Source organism: Pseudomonas sp. S12(2018) (assembly GCF_024355235.1).
Classification (GTDB): Bacteria; Pseudomonadota; Gammaproteobacteria; order Pseudomonadales; family Pseudomonadaceae; genus Aquipseudomonas; species Aquipseudomonas palmensis.
This window is the reverse complement of the sequence record NZ_QLAD01000002.1, coordinates 1-18,625: the sequence shown is the minus strand read 5'-3', so window position 1 is coordinate 18,625 and position 18,625 is coordinate 1. Positions and strand designations below refer to the sequence as shown.

Annotated in this window: 16 protein-coding genes and 1 pseudogene; 5 read left to right on the top strand and 12 right to left on the bottom strand. The window is 51.1% G+C overall.

Annotated features, from left to right (window positions below; translation table 11 throughout):
* Positions 1 to 25 precede the first annotated feature (25 nt).
* Positions 26 to 763, bottom strand: coding sequence for a hypothetical protein (locus DN388_RS03900; RefSeq protein ID WP_254996848.1), 738 nt, complete (start codon positions 761 to 763; stop codon positions 26 to 28).
* A gap of 313 nt (positions 764 to 1,076) precedes the next feature.
* Between DN388_RS03900 and DN388_RS03895 the strand changes: the two genes are divergently transcribed.
* Positions 1,077 to 2,417: a hypothetical protein gene (locus DN388_RS03895; RefSeq protein ID WP_254996846.1), complete on the top strand. Its 1,341-nt coding sequence runs from the start codon at positions 1,077 to 1,079 to the stop codon at positions 2,415 to 2,417.
* Positions 2,418 to 2,606: 189 nt separating this feature from the next.
* Here DN388_RS03895 and DN388_RS03890 read toward each other — a convergent pair whose 3' ends face one another.
* The 4 genes from DN388_RS03890 to DN388_RS03875 form a co-directional block, all read right to left on the bottom strand.
* The gene (locus DN388_RS03890; RefSeq protein WP_254996844.1) at positions 2,607 to 3,449 is read right to left on the bottom strand and encodes a trypsin-like peptidase domain-containing protein; all 843 of its coding nucleotides are present in this window, start codon (positions 3,447 to 3,449) and stop codon (positions 2,607 to 2,609) included.
* A 439-nt stretch (positions 3,450 to 3,888) separates the two neighbouring features.
* A complete protein-coding gene (locus tag DN388_RS25395) occupies positions 3,889 to 4,827 on the bottom strand; it encodes a hypothetical protein (protein ID WP_254996842.1) in 939 nt (312 codons plus the stop codon).
* A 467-nt stretch (positions 4,828 to 5,294) separates the two neighbouring features.
* Positions 5,295 to 6,659, bottom strand: a complete 1,365-nt coding sequence (locus tag DN388_RS03880) for an RNA-directed DNA polymerase (protein ID WP_254996840.1) — start codon at positions 6,657 to 6,659, stop codon at positions 5,295 to 5,297.
* Complete coding sequence (locus tag DN388_RS03875; RefSeq protein ID WP_254996838.1) at positions 6,656 to 7,210, bottom strand: SLATT domain-containing protein; 555 nt, start codon at positions 7,208 to 7,210, stop codon at positions 6,656 to 6,658. Before DN388_RS03875 ends, DN388_RS03880 begins: the two co-directional genes overlap by 4 nt.
* Positions 7,211 to 8,385: 1,175 nt before the next feature.
* Here DN388_RS03875 and DN388_RS03870 point away from each other — a divergent pair.
* On the top strand, positions 8,386 to 9,126 hold the full coding sequence (locus DN388_RS03870; RefSeq protein ID WP_254996836.1) for a hypothetical protein: 741 nt from the start codon (positions 8,386 to 8,388) through the stop codon (positions 9,124 to 9,126).
* Positions 9,127 to 9,300: 174 nt separating this feature from the next.
* Here the strand turns inward: DN388_RS03870 and DN388_RS03865 are convergent, their stop codons facing one another.
* Positions 9,301 to 9,591, bottom strand: a complete 291-nt coding sequence (locus DN388_RS03865) for a hypothetical protein (protein WP_254996834.1) — start codon at positions 9,589 to 9,591, stop codon at positions 9,301 to 9,303.
* A 1,319-nt stretch (positions 9,592 to 10,910) separates the two neighbouring features.
* Between DN388_RS03865 and DN388_RS03860 the strand changes: the two genes are divergently transcribed.
* Positions 10,911 to 12,221: a hypothetical protein gene (locus DN388_RS03860; RefSeq protein WP_254996832.1), complete on the top strand. Its 1,311-nt coding sequence runs from the start codon at positions 10,911 to 10,913 to the stop codon at positions 12,219 to 12,221.
* On the opposite strand, the gene DN388_RS03855 is transcribed toward DN388_RS03860, so the two are convergent.
* Both DN388_RS03855 and DN388_RS03850 read right to left on the bottom strand, forming a co-directional pair.
* Positions 12,205 to 12,384 (bottom strand): hypothetical protein, encoded by a 180-nt coding sequence (locus DN388_RS03855; protein WP_254996831.1) that lies wholly within the window; start codon positions 12,382 to 12,384, stop codon positions 12,205 to 12,207. The two genes, DN388_RS03860 and DN388_RS03855, sit on opposite strands and share 17 nt — an antisense overlap.
* Positions 12,366 to 12,908, bottom strand: coding sequence for a hypothetical protein (locus DN388_RS03850; protein WP_254998177.1), 543 nt, complete (start codon positions 12,906 to 12,908; stop codon positions 12,366 to 12,368). Before DN388_RS03850 ends, DN388_RS03855 begins: the two co-directional genes overlap by 19 nt.
* 521 nt (positions 12,909 to 13,429) lie before the next feature.
* On the opposite strand from DN388_RS03850, the gene DN388_RS03845 reads away from it, so the two are divergent.
* Positions 13,430 to 13,960 carry a hypothetical protein gene (locus DN388_RS03845; RefSeq protein ID WP_254996829.1) on the top strand — a complete coding sequence of 177 codons (531 nt, stop codon included), beginning with the start codon at positions 13,430 to 13,432 and terminating at the stop codon, positions 13,958 to 13,960.
* Positions 13,961 to 14,106: 146 nt separating this feature from the next.
* Here DN388_RS03845 and DN388_RS03840 read toward each other — a convergent pair whose 3' ends face one another.
* From DN388_RS03840 to DN388_RS03825, 4 genes and pseudogenes are all read right to left on the bottom strand, one after another.
* Complete coding sequence (locus DN388_RS03840; RefSeq protein WP_254996827.1) at positions 14,107 to 14,301, bottom strand: hypothetical protein; 195 nt, start codon at positions 14,299 to 14,301, stop codon at positions 14,107 to 14,109.
* 238 nt (positions 14,302 to 14,539) lie between these two features.
* Entirely contained in the window at positions 14,540 to 16,657 is a 2,118-nt protein-coding gene (locus DN388_RS03835; RefSeq protein ID WP_254996826.1) for a hypothetical protein, read from the bottom strand.
* Between the two features lie 3 nt (positions 16,658 to 16,660).
* Positions 16,661 to 17,743 carry a hypothetical protein gene (locus tag DN388_RS03830; RefSeq protein ID WP_254996824.1) on the bottom strand — a complete coding sequence of 361 codons (1,083 nt, stop codon included), beginning with the start codon at positions 17,741 to 17,743 and terminating at the stop codon, positions 16,661 to 16,663.
* 540 nt (positions 17,744 to 18,283) lie between these two features.
* Positions 18,284 to 18,388: pseudogene (locus DN388_RS03825) on the bottom strand (hypothetical protein); the annotation flags it as partial.
* Positions 18,389 to 18,417: 29 nt separating this feature from the next.
* Between DN388_RS03825 and DN388_RS25390 the strand changes: the two are divergent.
* On the top strand, positions 18,418 to 18,600 hold the full coding sequence (locus DN388_RS25390; protein WP_369682775.1) for a hypothetical protein: 183 nt from the start codon (positions 18,418 to 18,420) through the stop codon (positions 18,598 to 18,600).
* Positions 18,601 to 18,625: the final 25 nt, after the last annotated feature.

The following is an 18,625-nucleotide window of genomic DNA, read 5'->3' as shown; positions in this document are numbered from 1 at the left end:
ACCACTCCACAGGCGCGTCAGATTGCTACAGAGCGGGTTCGTTGGATGCATGCCCTGGCAGGGTAATCGACCTGATGTAAAGCTCGGTGAAGCCTCTAACAATCTTCCGGATTTCGCTCAGTGGCATGGGCTTGAGCACAGGCGGCTCACGCACATCTGAGTGGCGCGCCGATAGGCCAGTGTGGAAGTTGTTACAGGTTTGTTTCAGTAGTTTGAGGGCTTTGCCTGAAACGCTTTTGAGAATTTCCGCGTCCATAGACTGGATAAACTCCATGATTTTGTACAAACCCTCGTACGACTCGGCATTTGGTTGGCCCCAGTAATCAAGCAGGGTCGCCAGTCTGGGAAGGTTCTCAGGAAGAATCCTGGAAAAGTCTACCGCTGCACGCTCGGTCGGGCCAAAGCCTCCAAGAATGTTGGTTTTAAACACCAGCCTCAGCGGGATGGCTACATCCCTGTTGTTTTCATGGTCGTAGTCGACATGGTGCGTCATTTCGATCAAGCCTGGTTGCCCCGAGCTTACGGCTATGCCATTCATGCGGATTATCGCTTGCATGGCCAAGTCGAACTGCCGGTTTGAATCAGCCTCATGTTGTTGATCGGGTATGGATGCCTCCCATTCTGAGCGGTCGGTTGCAAACGCGATCGACCACCACGGACTGACCGATGGAAGGCATTCCAATGACGAGCGTGGCCCTTTGACGAGAAACGCCCAAGTGCATTTGCTCATGTCACGTCCGATAGCTTGAGATTCAGTGGTCATCGTTGAGTACTGCTCCTGAGGCTTATGCCGGCTGCGTTTTCAAGGTGTGGCGGGATTGCCATGAGTTAGGTGAATCAGCGGGTAGTGCTGGAAACCGTGATGGCGATTTTCTTGTCGCAGAAAATTCGGCGGACGCATTGCAAATCTGAAGCCGTCTCGATAGTCTCTGAGCTGCGCAAGGTAGGCGTATCTCACCCGTCAGTGAAAGCTCGAAAGGGCACTACCTGTAACAGCACGATCTCCTAGGCCATGATTTTTTGCGGCCCCAGTAAGACGTAGGCGGGTGGCGTTGATCATGGGGTTGGAGAAAATTATGAGCACACTATCCTCGCTCCCTGAGCGTGTCAGCGTCAGCAAGACCCTACCCAAGACAATCAAGGGCATCAAGAAACGAGCCAAGAAAATCTGTCTGCCCGGCCAAAAGCATGCCGAGGCGCTTGATATCGTTGCACGCCAACTCGGCTATCGCGATTACTTTCAAGCACAGCAGATGTTGGCATCAGGGGAAGTACTCCCGAAAACGGCATTGCACCAAAACCAACACTTAGTTTTCCTTTCCGCTTACTGGCGGGACACGAACACCAAACCTCGTTCGGCGGGTTGTGAAACGTTGGAGATCATTCTGCCTCGTCCGCTGAACACCATCGTGTCGAAGCACCAGGCAACCTTCGCCCGCAACCTGGACGGGTTTCGGCAAGAAGCGTCGGATCACCTTGAGATGATCTCCAACGCTACCAGCCAGGCTCGTGCGTGGGAGCTCCTGGTGCGAGCTGCGCTGACGTTGCAGTTCATGGAGGCAAGTGGACTCCGTCCGGCAACCTCCCAAAAGCAAAGGCAATCGCTTGACTTGCTCACGGGCTTGCCATCAAAAGATCACGCATCTCTGTGGGTCGACCCCGCGTCGGACGTGTGGGTAGCGTTGGATGAACCCTATGGGCACGTGAATGAGTCGTCGATGGTCGAGAGGCGAGCCGCTTGGATCACAGAAAAGTCTCTGCACCTGACCAAGCCTGCATGGGCGGGGTTGTATTACCCGGACAATGCGGTACCACATCTGATTTCCCCGGCAGCGGACTTGCTAAGCAGGATCACCGTGACCCTGGAAGGGCTTTCGCCAATCGCGGTGATGCCGTCTGGTGAACAAGAGTGGCCTGGTGTTTCCGATTCCTACAACGCTCGGTTCGTCAGCCCTGCGAGGAAGGCGAGTGGTGTAGCTCGCCGGGCTCGGCCTGGCACCACTTATGGCTTTAGCAAAGGTGCTGTCGAGTATCACCGGGAAGCCGGGTATCCACTGCTCTGGCGTCCGGAGAAGCCATTAAGCCAGGCAGATCACAAGCGGGTTGGGGCAGAGCTTCAGTGCCTGATGATCTCGCCTATGCCCTTCAAGGCATATCACAAGATCCGCACATGGTGCTCGACGCTGGAAAATTGGATGTATTCGGAGTACCGGGAGAGTGATCGTGGAGTGGGCTTCTACGAGACCTACTACGGTGGGCAGCCTTCCGTGTATCCGACGGTGTCGGATCAACTCTCCGCCCTGAAGCGTGTTCGCGGTATCGTTATCGATGGTTATGCAGAGTGCAAACCGCGCAGAGACATGTTGAAGGATCTGGAAATCGCGATGGCGATCATCGAAGTCCAAGTCACTAAGTAGCCCATCAATCTGTGAAACCAGCCGTCTACCACCGATCAGAGCCATGGAGGTAGACGACCTTTGCGGGATGCGAATACCAGTGTAACGCAGGTTGGTGCCGAGAGTCCTTTGTCAAGTAATATAAAACTAGTACTTCGGCCCTTGTTGAGGCGCAGTGGCCGAACATTCCATTAGTCGCCTCAAACTCCACTATTCGCTCAGGGAAAGGTGAAGGTCGATGACCATCTGCATCACTATATCGATGCTCGTTGCCAAAAAGCATTTCCCTTCTGGAATGTGCTCGATCAAAACTCCCGCGAGAAGGAACCCATCAATCACCAATATGCGCTCTTCGTTCCGATATCCTACTGTCTGCCAAACTGGAGAACCGCTCACGCCGCGTGGCTCAGGAAACATCGTCCCCCTTAGGCCGTCAAGGCCTACTATATTTTTACGTTCAAACTGCACTAGAAGATTTTTAGATTTCTTAAACTTCAATCTTCGATATACATCATTTGAGATGCTTTTTCCAATCCAGGTGTAGCAAGACGTGTTAAGCAGCTTGTTTTTGTCATCAGGCTTTTGTTTGGTTAATGGATATCCTGACAAGATTAAACGGCAATCATCGATCTTAGAGGTGTCTTGTGCGATCAGGGATGACGGGATAGCTCTTTTTCCTATTTCATCTTCGGGTTGCCCTTGGCCGATTGGAAGCTTTACGACTGTTAAGTCGATATGATCATTCTTTCTATTGGCGATATCTTGTGAAGATGTTCTCGACGCGCCTTGGATGTACTGACGATTTTTGGTATTGGTGAAATAGAATAATGGTTGCTCATACTCATGATGATCCATGACATGTGCAGCGCTGACAAAGTAGTATCGGTCATGAAAATCAATAACGAATCCTGTTCCTATTAACTCTGGACGACCACAGGTCATATCTTTGTATATTGGGAGGGAAAAGCGTGAAAGGAAGTTCATGGTTATATGCATTGCATTGTTGGAGTCCGCCATTTGGCGATCATTTAGCGGGTTTGTGCGTTTAGCCATGTTTCGCTCCTTGAAATTTTTGTGGTGATAGATGTTTTGCGGAGAGTTTGTTGCAAAAAAAACTTATGGTTGTGCAGGTGTGGGATTTATAAATTAAGGTGTTTGGTATCTGGATCACAAGTGCCGGTGGCTAGAAGCTCTGGTGTGAACTAAAATATTAAATGGATATAGAAAAGCTGTACGGTTAAGTAAGTTGGGGTTTTTGTCCATTATCCATTTTTTCCGAACACGATGGACAGCTCTCTCATCCTTCCAGCCCCGCAACCCCTGGTTCCACATCGTCAATCCCCCAAGCCTTCATGAGAAGGCGAGGCTTGGGGTTTTCATCGAGTGGCTTGTTGAGCGCTTCCCAACGCTTTGGTAGCCGCTCTGGCTTGCGTACCCAGAAGGGAAGCCGCAAGAAGCAGCTGACGCGTTCTCAAGCTACTTTGAAGGGAGCTTAAGCTTTTGTGCGATTACGTGTTCCCTCGCCGTGTACAAGGATTGGTGACCAATTGCGATTGGCTCCAACGTGGGCAAACTCAGCTTGGATCTGCTCGATCGTGAAAAACGGCTTTGCCATGTACAGGACGGCGTAGAAATGTTTCCAATCATTGCTCCCCGCGTACACACGCATGTCCTCATAAAAGCCACCGATTGCAATCTTTGCCTTCTCTTGCGTAATTGCATATTTAAACTCTATCGCTGTTTTGACAGAAGGGATGGCAATGTCGGCCTTGTAAGTGCCGGAGATTTGTGCGATTGGTACTTCGCGCTTGGTGTCCGGGAAAATATGGGTCAATAGTCTATAAATGCAGTTGCGTACATCCGCCTCACAGTTGGGCGTAGAGTTGCTATCGTGGACAATTTTAGACGTGTTCTTCAAGATGACTTCGAGCATGGCGCGCTGCTTTTGTTCATCGGTTTCAATAGTGTTTGGGTTGACGAGGGCGGAGATGGTTTTATGGAATTTCCAAAAGTAACCTAGCGTCTTGCTGTGAAAATCACCATCCCGATTGGGAGAGCAGGCTGTTGGTTTGTCAGCGTATATTGTGTAACCCGATTTGAAGTTTTTCAGCAGCCGACTGTAGCCCAGAGACTCAATCAGTACGCAAATTGAGAGGTGAATGCGATCGATCTTGGACGCGAAATACAAGACTTCCTCGTCGTAGTCTTCGTTTACATCATTTTTATGGTCGTAATGATGGCTGAGATCCTGCAGCTTATAGACAGAATTCCAAGCATCTAAAAGCTGATCGTCAATGTCTTTAAGAAGTGAAATCTGAGGAGCGTGGTTTACGTTCATGCCCTGCATTTGATCTTCCCATGGCTGATGGCATCGCTCCGTAGCTGCCCCGTCGCTTCCGGAGAAAATAGCGATGCAGGTTGGCGTCTTCACTGACACCCGGCATTGTGCCGACTTCGTTTGGCCGGCATCAAGGTTGAAACCTGGAAAAGGGAAGGGCTTTGGTAAGCTTGACACCTGATGGCGGGCGTTGCGCTAGCGACGGCAAATGGGCTTGCCTAAGCCCTGCGTTTCACCACCCGAACGGATAGCACCTATGGCAAAGGTAGGCTGCCGAGACCATGGAGCGTCGAGTGATCCTTTTCACTGCGTCAAGTCTACATAAGCAAGCAGCGGAGCGCCTTAGCATACTGTTGCACTCTCGAAAACAGAGTATAGTGCTGCGAGCTCTTGTGCAAAGTGCCTGAACTACCCTGTTCAGCGAAGTGCGATTTCAGCATGTTTATTAGTTAAGTTTCCTTTCTGTTGTGAAAGTGTAGGTACAGGGGATTCAGGAGTCCGATGGTAGGCCGATGAGCGCCATCGGCATTACACAGAGATGTCTGAGCGGATAGGCCACATCACGAAGCTTGAGCGATGTCTTCCTCAAGCTCGCGGACAGCCTTGGTGACTTTTATCGCAAAGAGCCGCTCAGCGCGGGCATCAGCTAAATCCCACGCATCGTCGCCGATCCAAATCGCCAGCAGCGCCCTCTTCTGGTCGAGGTCGAGATTATCCAGATTGGGGATGTAGGAATGACTCTCAGGTTTGCCACGCTTGAGCTCATAGAAGGTCTTGATGAGCGACTTCGTTTGGATCTTCCCTTCCAGGGAGAAGCGCTGGGTGAGCTTGCGGATGGTGTGATTGACCGATCGCAGTTGTTTCGTCGAGGTGATCTGGGAGAAGTAAGAAGCCCAGCCTCGTCGTTTGCCCTCAAAAAAGCAGCCAGTGATCCGCAGGTTGACCTTCCATTCACAGTAGGCCCTGGCGCGCTGCCGGTCTTTGTTAGTTTGAGGGCCCGTGACCTTGTGCCGGTAGGCGGTGAAGATCTTCGCGAGTGAAGATTCGAACCGGTGGATGCTCTCACGGCGAATGATGATTTGGTCGCCATCGACCTGGTATCCCAGAAAGCTGAAAGGCTCAGTCAGATCCGCCACTTTCGACTTGGACTCAGGGCCGAAGTCATGGGGGGAGAGTTGGAGATCTTTCAGGGCTGTGATGAGCTTATCGGCCACAGGTTTGGCCTTGCCCTTTGGCGCCAAAATCAGGATGTCGTCGACATAGCGTTTGTACCAGATGTTTCGACGGGCCTTGAACGTTGCGTCGATGTCCTGCAGGGCAATCTCAGCCAGCAGGTTGGATATCGCCAAGCCCTGAGGTACACCGAGAGTTGAGTCGGGTGTGTCCTTGCGGCCCTTGGATTCGGGCACGGTGGGTGTGGTGATCGCAGATTCGATCAGATGCCTGAATTGTGGCTTGCGCACCTTCTTCCAGATCGTCGACCTGATCAGGGAGTGCGGGATCGATGGGTAGAAATTCTTCAGATCGATCTTCGCATATTCTGCGTATTTGCCTGACTCCAGTCCGGCTTTCAGGTCATCGATGACTTCCTGGGGCAGCGATAGCTTTGCTGCGGGGAACACTTCCGCGAGGCTATCGCACAAAGCTCGCAACACAATCCTGTCTCTGGCCGTTGGAATCGAGATCTGTCGAGGGTTGGAAGTGGCGCCCTTGAGGATCAACTTCTCTTTGTACGCAGTGAAACGGTACGTGCCCTCATGAGCCTTCTGAATGATGAGGTCGAGCTCCTCGTTCAGGTTTTCGTCCAGCTTGGCGGGCCGTGTACGATCAAGGCCAATGGCACCTGACGTCTTGATCTTGTCGGTATAGATCCGGAGCAGCGGCTTGCGGGCAAAGTGTTTGTTGAAGCTACGCGCAGCGTTCATTTAATTGCCCAGGCGTAAAGCCCCACTATCAGTGGCAGGGCGTAGAGCGCCGTGGTGACGACCAGCCGGATACCGAGCCAGCAGATGGCATACGTTTTTTCATACTTTGTTGGATGGCGACTGCTGAGGTTGCTGGCGAACACCCGAGCGATACGGTCATCGATCTCCCGGTGATTTTCGCATTCGGCGAGAAGGTCGCTGTACTTGCTGATTTGGGTCGGCGTCGGTGGAATCTTAGCTGCCTCTTCAGCATCCAGTACGTTATAGAGGTTCTGCAGCTGCAGGTAATTGTTACGCATCGCCATGGCCCGACCACGGAAGTCGCGGTTGGTCACAGCGAGGGAGACCCCGAGCAGTGCAACAGAAAGCACGGCGGCCATGACGTCAGTGTCAGGGCCAATGATGTGAGAGTAGCGAATGGTCAGTACGCCGAGAATTGTACTTAGGATGGCATACCAGACAAGTAGCAACTGCGAATGGAAGTCTAGCCACTCCAGGCGCTTATGAGCTTGGATTCGCGACTTGTAGGTAAACCAGACCTTGTCCTTCACCCGCACCTCTCCTTAGAAATAGTGGAAGAAGGCAGGAGGATTTGAGTACATTTGAACATCCCCAAGGGGATCAGTGAGCGTGCGCTCAACGGTCGAAACCGTTCATTATCAGAACCACCCTCGCGTAAGCGAGAGGAGGAACCTGCCTCTTCCGGGTGTGATTCTACAGTGCCATTATTGACACTGCAAAGGAGGGCGTTTCCGGGGGCCGTATATGTCCAGGAAACGCGTGCAGGGGAGTGTCAGTCGTTCCAAAGATCAGCCACCGTCGACTTGGCGAGCTGGAGTTGGGCCGCTGTCTGGCGTTGCGTAAGTCCCGCTTCCTTGCAGGACTGGACAGCCTCTCTACGCCTCAGCCGATCTTGCGCCCGCGCTTCGACTGAGCCTGCTGACACCTGGAGTGTGAGCTCTGCGAGGCCCCCTTGGTCTTCGAACCAGGCAAGCTCCGACGCGGTGTCGTGGAGAACCTCTGCTGCCGGTCGACCACTGTTCGCGATGGTTGCTAGCACCATCAGCGTGTTCAACTCGATACCCGCCGCTTGAGCGATTTCCTCAAGTTTGCCCAGGGTCACTCGGTCTTCGATTGCTCGATTTTATAGAGAAACTTTCGGTCAGCAGCCGAAGCAAGATCATTCTGGGCGAGACCTTTGATTGATCGTATGGCCCGCAGAGCGGCGGCCAAGCCATCACGCCGTGACATAGGTCTCCCCAAAAAGCAAAGATCAAGCCATGTTGCGATGCTCGGATCGACGGTTTATAGCCCCCATTCTGGGCGGCTTGGGATTTGGCTGCTCAGCGTTTTGCTAAACCGGCGCTCATCTGTGACGAAGGGGCCGGAGCGTGGACGCCTCCCAATTTATTGCCAAACCGATGATAGCCCAGTGATGAGGCTCGTCATCTTCGGTCACGTGCTGCGGGTCATGGATGAATAGGCCTCGCCCTCCGTGTAAACCAACAGGGCTTGATCCCTGCCTATTTGATAGAGAATTCATGACTGCCTGCCCATTTCCTTCCCAAGCAACTGTGCCTGAATGCCTGGTTGCAGGCGAACCCCTTCCTCCTGATTCCCAGTTTCGGAGGGCAGGGCCGACCTACTGTGGCCGGGTCTGCGGCAGTGGTGAATGGTGGTCTACAGTTAGCTGGTTCTTCAACAGACCAGGCCACGAGACCTCGACATGAATCGCACTGCACGGCGTCGCTACGAAAAAGAGTTTCCAAAGATCTTGCGCAAGGATGGGGACAACTGTGGTGTGTGCCGTGCACTGCTGACCCACAACGCCCAGACGTTTGGTGGCCTACTGCCGAATGGTGAAGTTGTGCTGACGTCGACCTGTTGTGTCCGCAAGCTCGAAACGATCATGGGGTCTGGCGTTTACATCAGCCAAAACACAGACGCCATCGTCAGCGTGCTGGAACAAGCGCCTGGCGGGCAGATGCCTGCTTCAGATGTTTTCGCCGCTGTCGATCGCATGCGCTCAGGTGTTGATGCCATCGATGTCATGACGAAAGAAGTGATGCGCAAAGGTGGCATGGTCACCCAGCCTACGGGGATCTCGCTCACTGACACGCCTTGGAAATCTGACGACGCCGCCTGGTTCGAGCGAAACAAAGATCGTACTCATCGTATGCGGCCCATGCATCCTGGGGAGCGTGAGCAGCTACCGCCCAACCTCAAGCAGTTCCAGATTCCCGAAGGGCATCGCTTCGAGATCCTGGTGCGTCAGATCGTTAAAGGTCAGCGGATTCGCTCGCTGTTCTGCAGGAACACCGAGATTGACATCCCTGACAGCGACGAGGTTATCCATGCAATATTCGACATGGTGAGTGCCGGGGGAGGTGATGGTGTTATTCGCCCCGAGCGGATCGAGGCGATTGCCGAGGGGTACCGCCGTTCTGCGGCTGCGCCTAAGCACTGAATGATGCAACGCTGCTCGCTCCGACCTCAGACCTGATCCAAGGCAGCTGTCTTCCAGGCGGTATCTCCCACCGTCTGGTTTCCATGAGTGGAGCGTCAGTCGGCATAGGTTTGCGGAAGGGCGAGAGGTTGATCAGGAGGAGGCCAGATGCTTTTCATTAGCCTGCCTGTGGCCTCAGAGTGCCGCCGTGTACGTGTTGATATGGGTGCTGTTGCAGTTGGTCTGGAGGCCCCAGCAGCACGCGTAGCTGCGGGCTTTCTCACGGCCACCACTGTAGAAGACGATCACGGGCTCGCCTTCATGGGCGCCACGCTGAGTCAGCCGCGCTCTGGCTATGAAGGGTACACCTCCGAGAGTGACGTACTGGCGCCCTGGCGCAAGCATGATCCGGTTGAACGCCCGGGTGAACGAGAGGTTGTTCAGTGCTGCTCCGGCATGAGGGCCAAGGTTCGGTTTGACGACCATGGGCGATGTCCTTTGGGGTTGGGCGGATGCCAAGTTTAGGACATTTCGATGCATTTCAGCAGGGAGAAATGGCTCGGTGCGAGCGCTTGGATATGGCGATATTGCTCAGCGACTGAAGCGCAAAAAACGGAGTAAACCGGTCTGAATTTGTGATGGGTGCCACATGGCTGAGTGAAATCTGAACAAAGTGCCGCCCCCCCCCTTGAAAATCTTTAAACGCGACGGAGTTCTTATATTTGAGGGCAAAGAAAAATCAGCGACGGTACTGACGCCGTTTTATTGAAGTCTGGCACTGGTTTTGACAGGTGTTGCCACTTGCTTTGAATAGCCTTTCGCTGTTTCGCTTCTGGCGTTTGCCACGGTGCTGAAGCTCACATGGAACCAGCCCCGGCAGGGGCAAGGGAAATCGCTCCTTAAGGCCTTTAGGCCGAATTGCTTCTCCCTTTGGAGTCAAAAAAACAAAGGTAACGTTGTTACTTTGAGTGCGGTGTAGTCCGTCCAGGGCATTCCCGTTTCGGACAACACGGAGCCACGGTGGCCGCAGAGCTAATCCCTGGCTTGCCTGACATCTACTCCTGTTCGACCTCCGGATGCTGCAGCGCCTCCTCAAGTGCTTCGAGTGCGTCCGCTAAGCGAGCATCCTCTCGTGCGTCGCCCGTGCCTGGACGGAACGTTTGGCAGTGACGGAGGGGGGCGTCTCGATCATTGCTCTTTAGGTCAAACTGTACGAGCATTCTGGGGGGATCCTTGTTGGGCGGGCCATGGGGGCAGCAGGCTTACCCTGCCCATTGGGAGGGTGGTGCAGAGATTCGGTTTGGCTGAAAGTTGGGCTCGAATGGAGTCCGTGGTAACTGTGTTTTGTTTAAGGCTGAACTCGAAAACGAGGTCTGGGAATTGGCCGCCCGATCATACCGTGAGCGATTGCTGGAAATCCTCGCTGTAGGGCTTGCGGTCTATGCGCGGCCTCCAGGCCATGATGATCTGACCCCGGGTGCACATGTCCGGCGTTGTACGCGAGGCTTTTGAGGCCCAGCGAGCCTGTCTCGGAGCGGAGTGGGGCAACAGCGATGCAGCGGCTGACTTTCTGTGACTACGTAACCACAAGTGCGAGTACCTCCACTACGTCGTGCTGCGGCGTCTCGTGATGGATGAGCTGGCCAGTGAGCAGATGAGAAACTCGCTGTTTTCGATTGATGTGGGCGCGTAAGCATATTTGGGTTTTGTATAGCCAAGGTCTCAGTATTGCCAAACATCTCCTGGGTGAAGATGGATCATACTAAGCGGCAATATAGTGCTGCGTTGAATAGGACAGTTCTGCTTTGAAGATCACCGTTGAAGGCCTCACATTTAGCCCCTATGATACAAAGCTTATTAGAGGTTGCTCTGAGTGCAAAAAAGAATACAGTATACGTGACTACTTTGAGATGTCTGAGTATCATTTTTATACGCCGGTTAACTATAAAAATGGCTGTGAGCGAAAATGCTTAGAGTGTTGGCTCGGCGTTTCTGAGCAGATGGAGCCACCTCCAGAAAAGAAGAGGTCTGTAGAGATAGAGGTTTCTATCCCTGACAAGCATGAGCATTGGTATGATCGTGCGATATACTGTGAGATCGATCAGGCCGACCTGTCTGCTGCGTACAGCGAGTATCTGCATCAAGGCTGCCACCTGGCAATCCTTCCCCTGTCTCGTTTGATCACCGATCGATCAATATTCTTGCCCCGTGGGGTGATGATATACCCGGTTGGAAGACTGGATTTGAAGCGCCTTAAAATTGAAAAACATCAACTGGACAGAGTGGCGTCATCTCAAATTTATGCTTCGGGTGTGCGGCTTGGTCACCTAGATAACTACCCCCTTCTTGTGATCCCTTTGAAGTTTTCATGGGAGCAGTTCAGGTTGGGCGATCATGATGCTCACATGGATATGATCGTCAAGATATCCGAGATTGTTGATGGCCTGTGTTATGACTTTATCAACTACCTCGGTTGTAGACTTGAACACCTAGCGTCTGAGACAAAGCCTGCATTGCCAGGCCAGTTGACATCCAAGTCAATGATGTCTGCTGCAGTGCTTGTAAAGTCCGACGCGATGGACTCTGTATTACTGGCTGGGGCCGCGTTTAGCCAGATCAACACAAAAGGATTGGGACTGGATTTGCGTCAGCCTGAATGGGATCAGTTTCCGAAGGATGGCGAGGTCGGGAAGATTGTAACGCATGCGTTGTCATTGTATGCCCAAATGCTTCAAACTCAGTCCGCCACCTCAAGGTTTGTACAGGCGCTAAGCCTTATAGAATTTTTGGTCTATCCAGATGATTATGAGAAATTCACGAAAGTAAAAACGGTTGTGTCGAGGTACATGGCTGACGGTCTTGAAGCGCGCAAGCGTGTCTTGGATAGGTTCGAAATTCTGACCAGCAAAACGGACAAGGTCACCCGGGAGCAATTAGGGCTTAGAACAAGGATAGTGCATATTGGTGCGCGGCTTGAACAACTGGTCAAAAGTCGGAGTGAGCGCCAAGAATTGTTTGCTGAGCTTGACGGCTACATCAGGACAATGATCGATCACATGATCAAGCACTCCCACCTATCGAGCGCTGAATATGAGGTAGTTAAAAGCAATATGTAGTGCTGGTAGACCCTGAGTGGCAGCCCCGCTGCCATGTATTTGGTTGCACCTCGGGGCTATGCAGAGGAGGGGCTACGTGCGGACTCTGGTGATGACGATAGACCGGTAACTCTGAGGGGAAATACACTTGGGTCGGTTGATCGATCAACAGGAGGCGCGGCATAGGTCGATTGCTTTGGCACCGTACCAATGCATGCCGAGTTGCGTCGAGAGAGGGGAGGCCAGGTCGCCGCCGTCTGTTCGAGACATGAACACTGAGCGCTCAAAGCAGTCGAAAATGATGGTCAGCTTTTTCAGGTCGAATCGGGCATCTGTGATTCGCCTAGGAAGGAGTTCAACGCAATTAGTTGAACTCAATCCTCGCCATCGACTGCCTGTCGATACTGCTCTACATGCTCCATATGTAGTGGCAAAGCCCACAATGGTAGCGACTGCCCGGTCTGCTATGCAGATGGCACCATTGATGCGGGTATACAAGTTGACCTTACAGAGTTTGAATTGATCATCTGCCAATTGTGCGACGGTAGTGGTTATCATGAAGGTGATGACTGCCTGGTGTACCGAGACGAGCGCAAGCTCGAACGCCGCTTCTCTGATCTGACTGATTTCAAAGCGTATCACCCAGTCGATTGTCCACTGTGCAAAGGTAGTGGAATTTGGAGCGGGGATGAATGCCGTGAATGCCATGGGGAAAGAAAGCTTCCCAAAGGGCAGGCTGACCAGATTGATCTCAGTTCCTACGATGAGGTTGACTGTCCGCTATGCGATGGCAAGGGCTCATTCCATTGGAAGGGCTGCCCAGTTTGCGGGGGAGAGGGAGGTTGATGGCGAGTACGCAGATGAAACTGATTTATCCAACTACGATCAGTGAAAGTGCCGTCTGTGTCGTGGAAAGTCAAATTATTACGGTGAGGACTGACCTGTCTGTGGCAGTGAAGGTCAGATGACGAAGGAGCAGTCGGAAGCAACTGATTTCGCGAGTTTTGCCCTAGTTGATTGTCGCAAATGTAAAGGGCAGGGTCACGTACACGAAGAAGATTGCCGTAGCTGCGGGGGGAGAAGGGCAAATTCAGCGTCGCTTTGCTGAGAGATCAGATGACTACTGGATCTGAGCCAGCTAGGGCGGTTGCTACTAACTCCAATAGATTGTGACCTATCAATCCCTCCGCCCTGACTGGTTGTTTTTTACTAATCCCAAGGTAGGCATCATGTCGTTCGATCTGTTCAAATCTCTTATTGATAGCTTCATTGCTCTGCTGAATGAAAGAAAGCGGCATAGGGCGGTATCATACGAGCATTATGTTCTGCCAACTTTTAATGCGGCTAAGCTCGTATTTAATGACTATCAGGACTTCTATAACGTATTGGAGCGTGATCTAGAGGGTGGAGTTCCACTTAAAGATGTTCTCAGATTTGTTATGGTTCGACGAGATTTGCTCTATTCAGAGCGGGTGTTGCTGAGGAAGTCTATCCGGCTTGTCCCTTCAGAGGCAGCTAACCCTTTTGATGATGCGATCATAAAGCTGGTTTCGGGAAGTCATACTGTGGCTCACGAATTTCATCATTTTTCGAATGATTTGAGTGTTCATGTAAATCGTTCTGATCCTCCGTTGAGTGAAAATTATATTAGGGGGCAATTGGTTTTTACTGCACAGCAGCAGTCGAAAATTATGGAAGGGCGGTTTGAAAGGGTGGTCGAAGCTTATGTGGAGATTAGGAACACTGTTGCTGAGCGCTAGAGTTGCGTGTCGCCCAAAGCGCTCCCGACGGCTTAGGTCACTTGGTCGAACAGGGTATAAAGTTTGTGGTGTTCGATTCGGCTCTATTCATCTTCGTCAGTAATGCCTATCACCGAATTTCGCCTGTGTTTCCAGCCCATGCGATGTCAATCGTCAAGGTTGGCGGCAATGTGCAGGATGAGCCTGAGTGGATTTGGACTGTCGATCAGGTTGTACAGGATATCCCGTTTACTGCGCGGCAATTTCTTCACGATGTTCTTGCCGGCCCGGCGAACGGCACCATCGGTGCCATGAATGCGTTCGGCTAGCAGCAGAATCAAGACAGCGTCACTAAGTGTCATGGCGTCTGGGTTTGGTATGAGGTGGTCAATGAGAGTCCCGGATCATAGCGGAAACGCCGCTTGGTGTCGGCAGACTCGACACTCACCTGTTCGCTGAGCCGGCACCAGAAGACTAAAATGCGGCCTGCAATCGATACTTGCTTATGCTCAAGGTCAGCTAGAGCGCACCTTGCTTGAAAATCGTGAGCGCCATGCGCAAGCATCGCATGGCGTTCACGTGGCTTTCAACTGAGCTGGATTAGACCGCTGCTAACTTCATGACCTCGGGGCTTTCACTAATCAGCTTTTGCAGTTTTATATTTACATTTCCACCTAGCTTGGATGAAGGTGGAAGTTTTCCACAAATCACAGCAATTATATATTCTGAAAGCATATTGCTTTGGTCTAAGTCGCCCAATTCCTTAAGCAAAATCTCAATTGTCTTTTCTTTCTCGACTACTCCAAACTCTATCGCAGCAGCATTGCGGATCAGGGCGGAGCGAATAAGACCTTCCGAATAACTTACGAAATTTGCCGAGTCCAATACTTGAGTGTAAGGGAAGCCAGGTGCTAATCGGGCTTTGTCATTTTGGTTTGTGCGCAACTGTTGTAGTGCAGATGCAACAGCCAGAATCACACCACAGATTGCTGTGTCGGTGGGGGCCAGAACCGACTCTGCCCCAAGTAGAACCGTCTCGCTGGTATGGTCAATATGGAACACAGCGTCAATTCCTTTCACGCCGTCAACGAGGTTGGAAAGCTTGGAGACTCGGCGATAAAAATTCCCAGAGCTCTTTAGGGCGGGCTTTAGGGAGCCTTGAATCGAGCTTAGTTCTAGACACCAAGGACACTCCTTAGGCCCGACATCTGGTAGGACGAGGTACTCAATGTGGTCAAATCGTCTACGGACTTTAGGATCTTGGTAACCCAGGCTGTTCCGGAGAAGCTTACTGGTTCGCCATGATGATGCAGGTCTAAAAACCCCGGCAAGGAATGTTATGTCCTTAATCGCATCACTTAATTCTGGATTTTGTCTGATGAAGTTGTTGAATCGAGTAAAAGAATTACCGCTAATGGTTACGGTATCATAGATCAAGACTTTGTCAGCCTTTTTTATGGCTGTCAGCGTATCTGCGTCAATCATGTTGGCTGGTTTAGGGGTGTGGCGGTAAACAGCTCCCCTTGCTGTAGTTGCCAGCTTAATAGCGGGTTCATCTACAATTGAAAGCACTACTGAGTCTGGAGTTAGGTTTTCGGTAAAATCTTTCTGAAGAGCCTCTTGGAAGAGCTCAGTTTTAGCAATCTGATTGTAGTCTAAGAAGTAAGCGTAATGCTTATTGCCTTTGGACGTGTCCCCTTTGTGGAAGGTTACGATATCATTCAGATGTGCGTGATACTTTTCAAAGAAGCTGTAGCCCATCCGCGCGATGGCCGGGGTCAGGCTGATTCCGGAATCTTTTGGGTCTTTTACATAGTAGGCGCTTGGGTGGATCTCGATTGCCTTGCTGCCGCTTTCGCAAAATTTACAGTCATCAAAGTTATAGTTGATAACGTTGTAATTTGCGATGCATAGGCTGTAATTGTTTTCCGAGAAAGAATAAACTGAAACGGTCGACAATGTTTTTTTAGGATATACTTCGTTGAATATTTCTTGAAATTTTTCGACGAGGCTGCCGCTGCTCACTACACTGACCAAAAGAAGCGGGTTCTGAGCTGTTTTCAGAGCCGGTGTTGGCGCACAAACGACGCTTTTGCAGTCAACCATCTTCTTGGCTGGGTGAGCAGGAAGCGCATCGAATGCAGTTTCTTTACTTAGTATTTGAAGCGCTCGCAGCGGGATGGCTGCAATTGACCAAGAATCAATAAAAACATAGTCGGCGAGATCAATATGCTTAAGGAGCCAAAAGGTGACTCTGTCTAGGTCGTCTCGGTTCCGAATGGAGTCTCCGAGGCGGAAGAACGCATTGGTATGATTATGCGATGGGGTCGCAAAATGATACTGATCTCCGCCGTGGATGAAGCTGTCGCTTGAATGTTTTTCCAAAAGTCGTGATAGGTCAATTGAGCTCGTTTCGTCAATGTTGAAGTCTTTGTCAAGAAGTGTGACTTTGTCCGAGTGGATTTGATAGACCTGGTATGCCTGTTCCTTTTTGCAGTAAAAGAGTATCGCGATAAGGTCGACATTCAATCGTGCGAGCAGCTTGTCTCTAATGGGGGCATTGTCATCATCCCCCATGGCGTCCAGAAAATCCTTGTTTGTGGCAAGGAGATAGCAACTGTCGTAAGGGGTGTCTGAAGGGGTAGCAGATGATGCAAGAAGCGGCTCAACGTCTGCCGGCGCTGCCATTCCAATGCAGTTAATGATTACTGGATTCATAGTTTAGGCCGGGATGATGAGCGATAGCGATGTTGAAAGGTCATCTACTGAAATATTCATGTCAAATACTTGAGTTTCGTTCAAGAATTTGTCTTCGGTGAAATCATAGTTGACGCAGAGTGTGCCGGAGGTGGTCATGATAACCATTCCTTTCAGCTTTTTTGCGCATTCCATAGCGGAAAACAATCCCAGTCCACGACTAATAGGAGGTCTTTGAATTTTAGATGTGCTGTTCTTGTTGAAGGCTAATCTTACAACTTCAGCCTTATCCAAGTCAGGTAGATTACCTTTGAGTGTCTCGTAGATGCCGGTGCCCGAATCGACTATGTCGATAATGAGGTATTTTTTTGAACCATCTTCTTTGAACCGGAATTCGAGATATTTTCTCAGCGCTTCTGGAATCTCAGTGTTTTGGATTTGATGGAGATTGGTATAAATCACCTTCGAAACCTTGATGTATCTCAGCGATACGTGAGTGCTTCTCGCGTGATGAATGGTGTTTTCCCAGACCTCTTTCAGGAGTACGTATAGGCTCATAGAGCTAGTGATGTGTTCGAGCGAGCCTCTCCCAGCTGCGGTGTCGCCGAATATGCACTCTTGGATCCGTGGGGCAAGAGCGCTTTTGAAGTCAATTTCTGAAGGCTCACTGTTTCCCAAGTTCAGGATGGGTGGGTGAATAAAATATGGATCTAGCGCATAAAGTGAATATGCTTGTCCGCCCTCAAATGCACCATAATCCATATTGACTGTGTTGCTTACCATTTCAGTCAATAGATCAGTTACATCTACTTCCGATTTATCATAAATCCTTACATCTTGAATGCAGATGTTGATCATGCTCGGCGAGCTGAGATAGTTATCGTCTCGAAGCCCGTGTTGTTCAAGATCGGTTTTACGGAGGTGAAGCTTGATCTTACCTAGTTTTTTTCTGCGGGCGAGAGCAATGATGCATGAGATAAAAAATCCTTCAGCCCCAAGCGTAAAGCTAGCTTCCTTCGTAAAGGAAAAATCCATCGTTTCTTCAAAATTAATGTGCTTGGTCAGGTGGCCAATCGAACACCCTGACGTGATGCTGATTTCGCTCATAAACAATCCCTTTATCGCCAGCGTAGATAATTAGAATTCTATCATAATTGTGTCTTCGCACTACCTGATAGGCTAAATTTTCCAGCTTCTATGCTTGTTGGTTGAGTCTGCAACAGCATGCCTTTGACCGCTTGAGAATGATCGACGTCTGAACGCAGCCCAGCAAGCCGACAGGCCTGTTGTAGTGGTCAACTAATCTCGCAAACAGCCTTCTACCTTTCCTCGACAGGAGAGGGCGCTTCCCACGACCATCACATCTCAGCGATCGCTCACTGCATCACGTCCTTTTCGAAACGACTCAGCCGAAGCCTTTCTACGTGTGGCACCTTTAAGCCTCCGAAGAAGCTCGTTCAGTTGCTCAGAAGATAAGATCATGGTCTTGATCTGGGTGGGGATTTGAGTCGGGATGCCGTACTCGTCCAGCGCGGTGAGTAGCGGATCAAGGAACAGGTTTTCCAATTGCTCAGCGAAGAAGCTGAAGTCACCAGACTCATAGCCCCTTTTCTTGAACACATCTGCCTGTATCTTGTCGATGGCCATGCGCTCGTAGTCGACCCACAGGGTGGTGCGGGTGAAGCAGTAGATCTCCAACGGCACGCCCTGGGCGGTGGTCTGCATTTGGCAGACCATGCAGGCCATGTTCGGCTGTCACCCGCTGCGGTGGGTTGAGTGAGATGCGTCATATCGCTGAACTGGCACGGCAGCATGGGGCACAGCTTGTACCGCATGGTTCCAGTACCGGTATCCTGCTTGCTGCAACGGTGCAATTCATGTCGTCGCTCGAAGAGGCAGAGTTGATCGAGTACTCTCAAAGCTATAGCCCTCTTTTCCGGGGATTGGTAAAAAAATTTTATTAAGTTTGAGGATGGTCGAGTTCAAGTT

Coding starts and splice junctions, on each gene's coding strand:
- DN388_RS03895 (WP_254996846.1), top strand. CDS start 1,077: ATGAGCACACTATCCTCGCTCCCTGAGCGTGTCAGCGTCAGCAAGACC.
- DN388_RS25390 (WP_369682775.1), top strand. CDS start 18,418: ATGCGTCATATCGCTGAACTGGCACGGCAGCATGGGGCACAGCTTGTA.
- DN388_RS03900 (WP_254996848.1), bottom strand. CDS start 763: ATGACCACTGAATCTCAAGCTATCGGACGTGACATGAGCAAATGCACT.
- DN388_RS03845 (WP_254996829.1), top strand. CDS start 13,430: ATGTCGTTCGATCTGTTCAAATCTCTTATTGATAGCTTCATTGCTCTG.
- DN388_RS03850 (WP_254998177.1), bottom strand. CDS start 12,908: ATGGCATTCACGGCATTCATCCCCGCTCCAAATTCCACTACCTTTGCA.
- DN388_RS03830 (WP_254996824.1), bottom strand. CDS start 17,743: ATGAGCGAAATCAGCATCACGTCAGGGTGTTCGATTGGCCACCTGACC.
- DN388_RS03865 (WP_254996834.1), bottom strand. CDS start 9,591: ATGGTCGTCAAACCGAACCTTGGCCCTCATGCCGGAGCAGCACTGAAC.
- DN388_RS03870 (WP_254996836.1), top strand. CDS start 8,386: ATGAATCGCACTGCACGGCGTCGCTACGAAAAAGAGTTTCCAAAGATC.
- DN388_RS03890 (WP_254996844.1), bottom strand. CDS start 3,449: ATGGCTAAACGCACAAACCCGCTAAATGATCGCCAAATGGCGGACTCC.
- DN388_RS03840 (WP_254996827.1), bottom strand. CDS start 14,301: ATGACACTTAGTGACGCTGTCTTGATTCTGCTGCTAGCCGAACGCATT.
- DN388_RS03880 (WP_254996840.1), bottom strand. CDS start 6,659: ATGAACGCTGCGCGTAGCTTCAACAAACACTTTGCCCGCAAGCCGCTG.
- DN388_RS03855 (WP_254996831.1), bottom strand. CDS start 12,384: ATGCCGCGCCTCCTGTTGATCGATCAACCGACCCAAGTGTATTTCCCC.
- DN388_RS03835 (WP_254996826.1), bottom strand. CDS start 16,657: ATGAATCCAGTAATCATTAACTGCATTGGAATGGCAGCGCCGGCAGAC.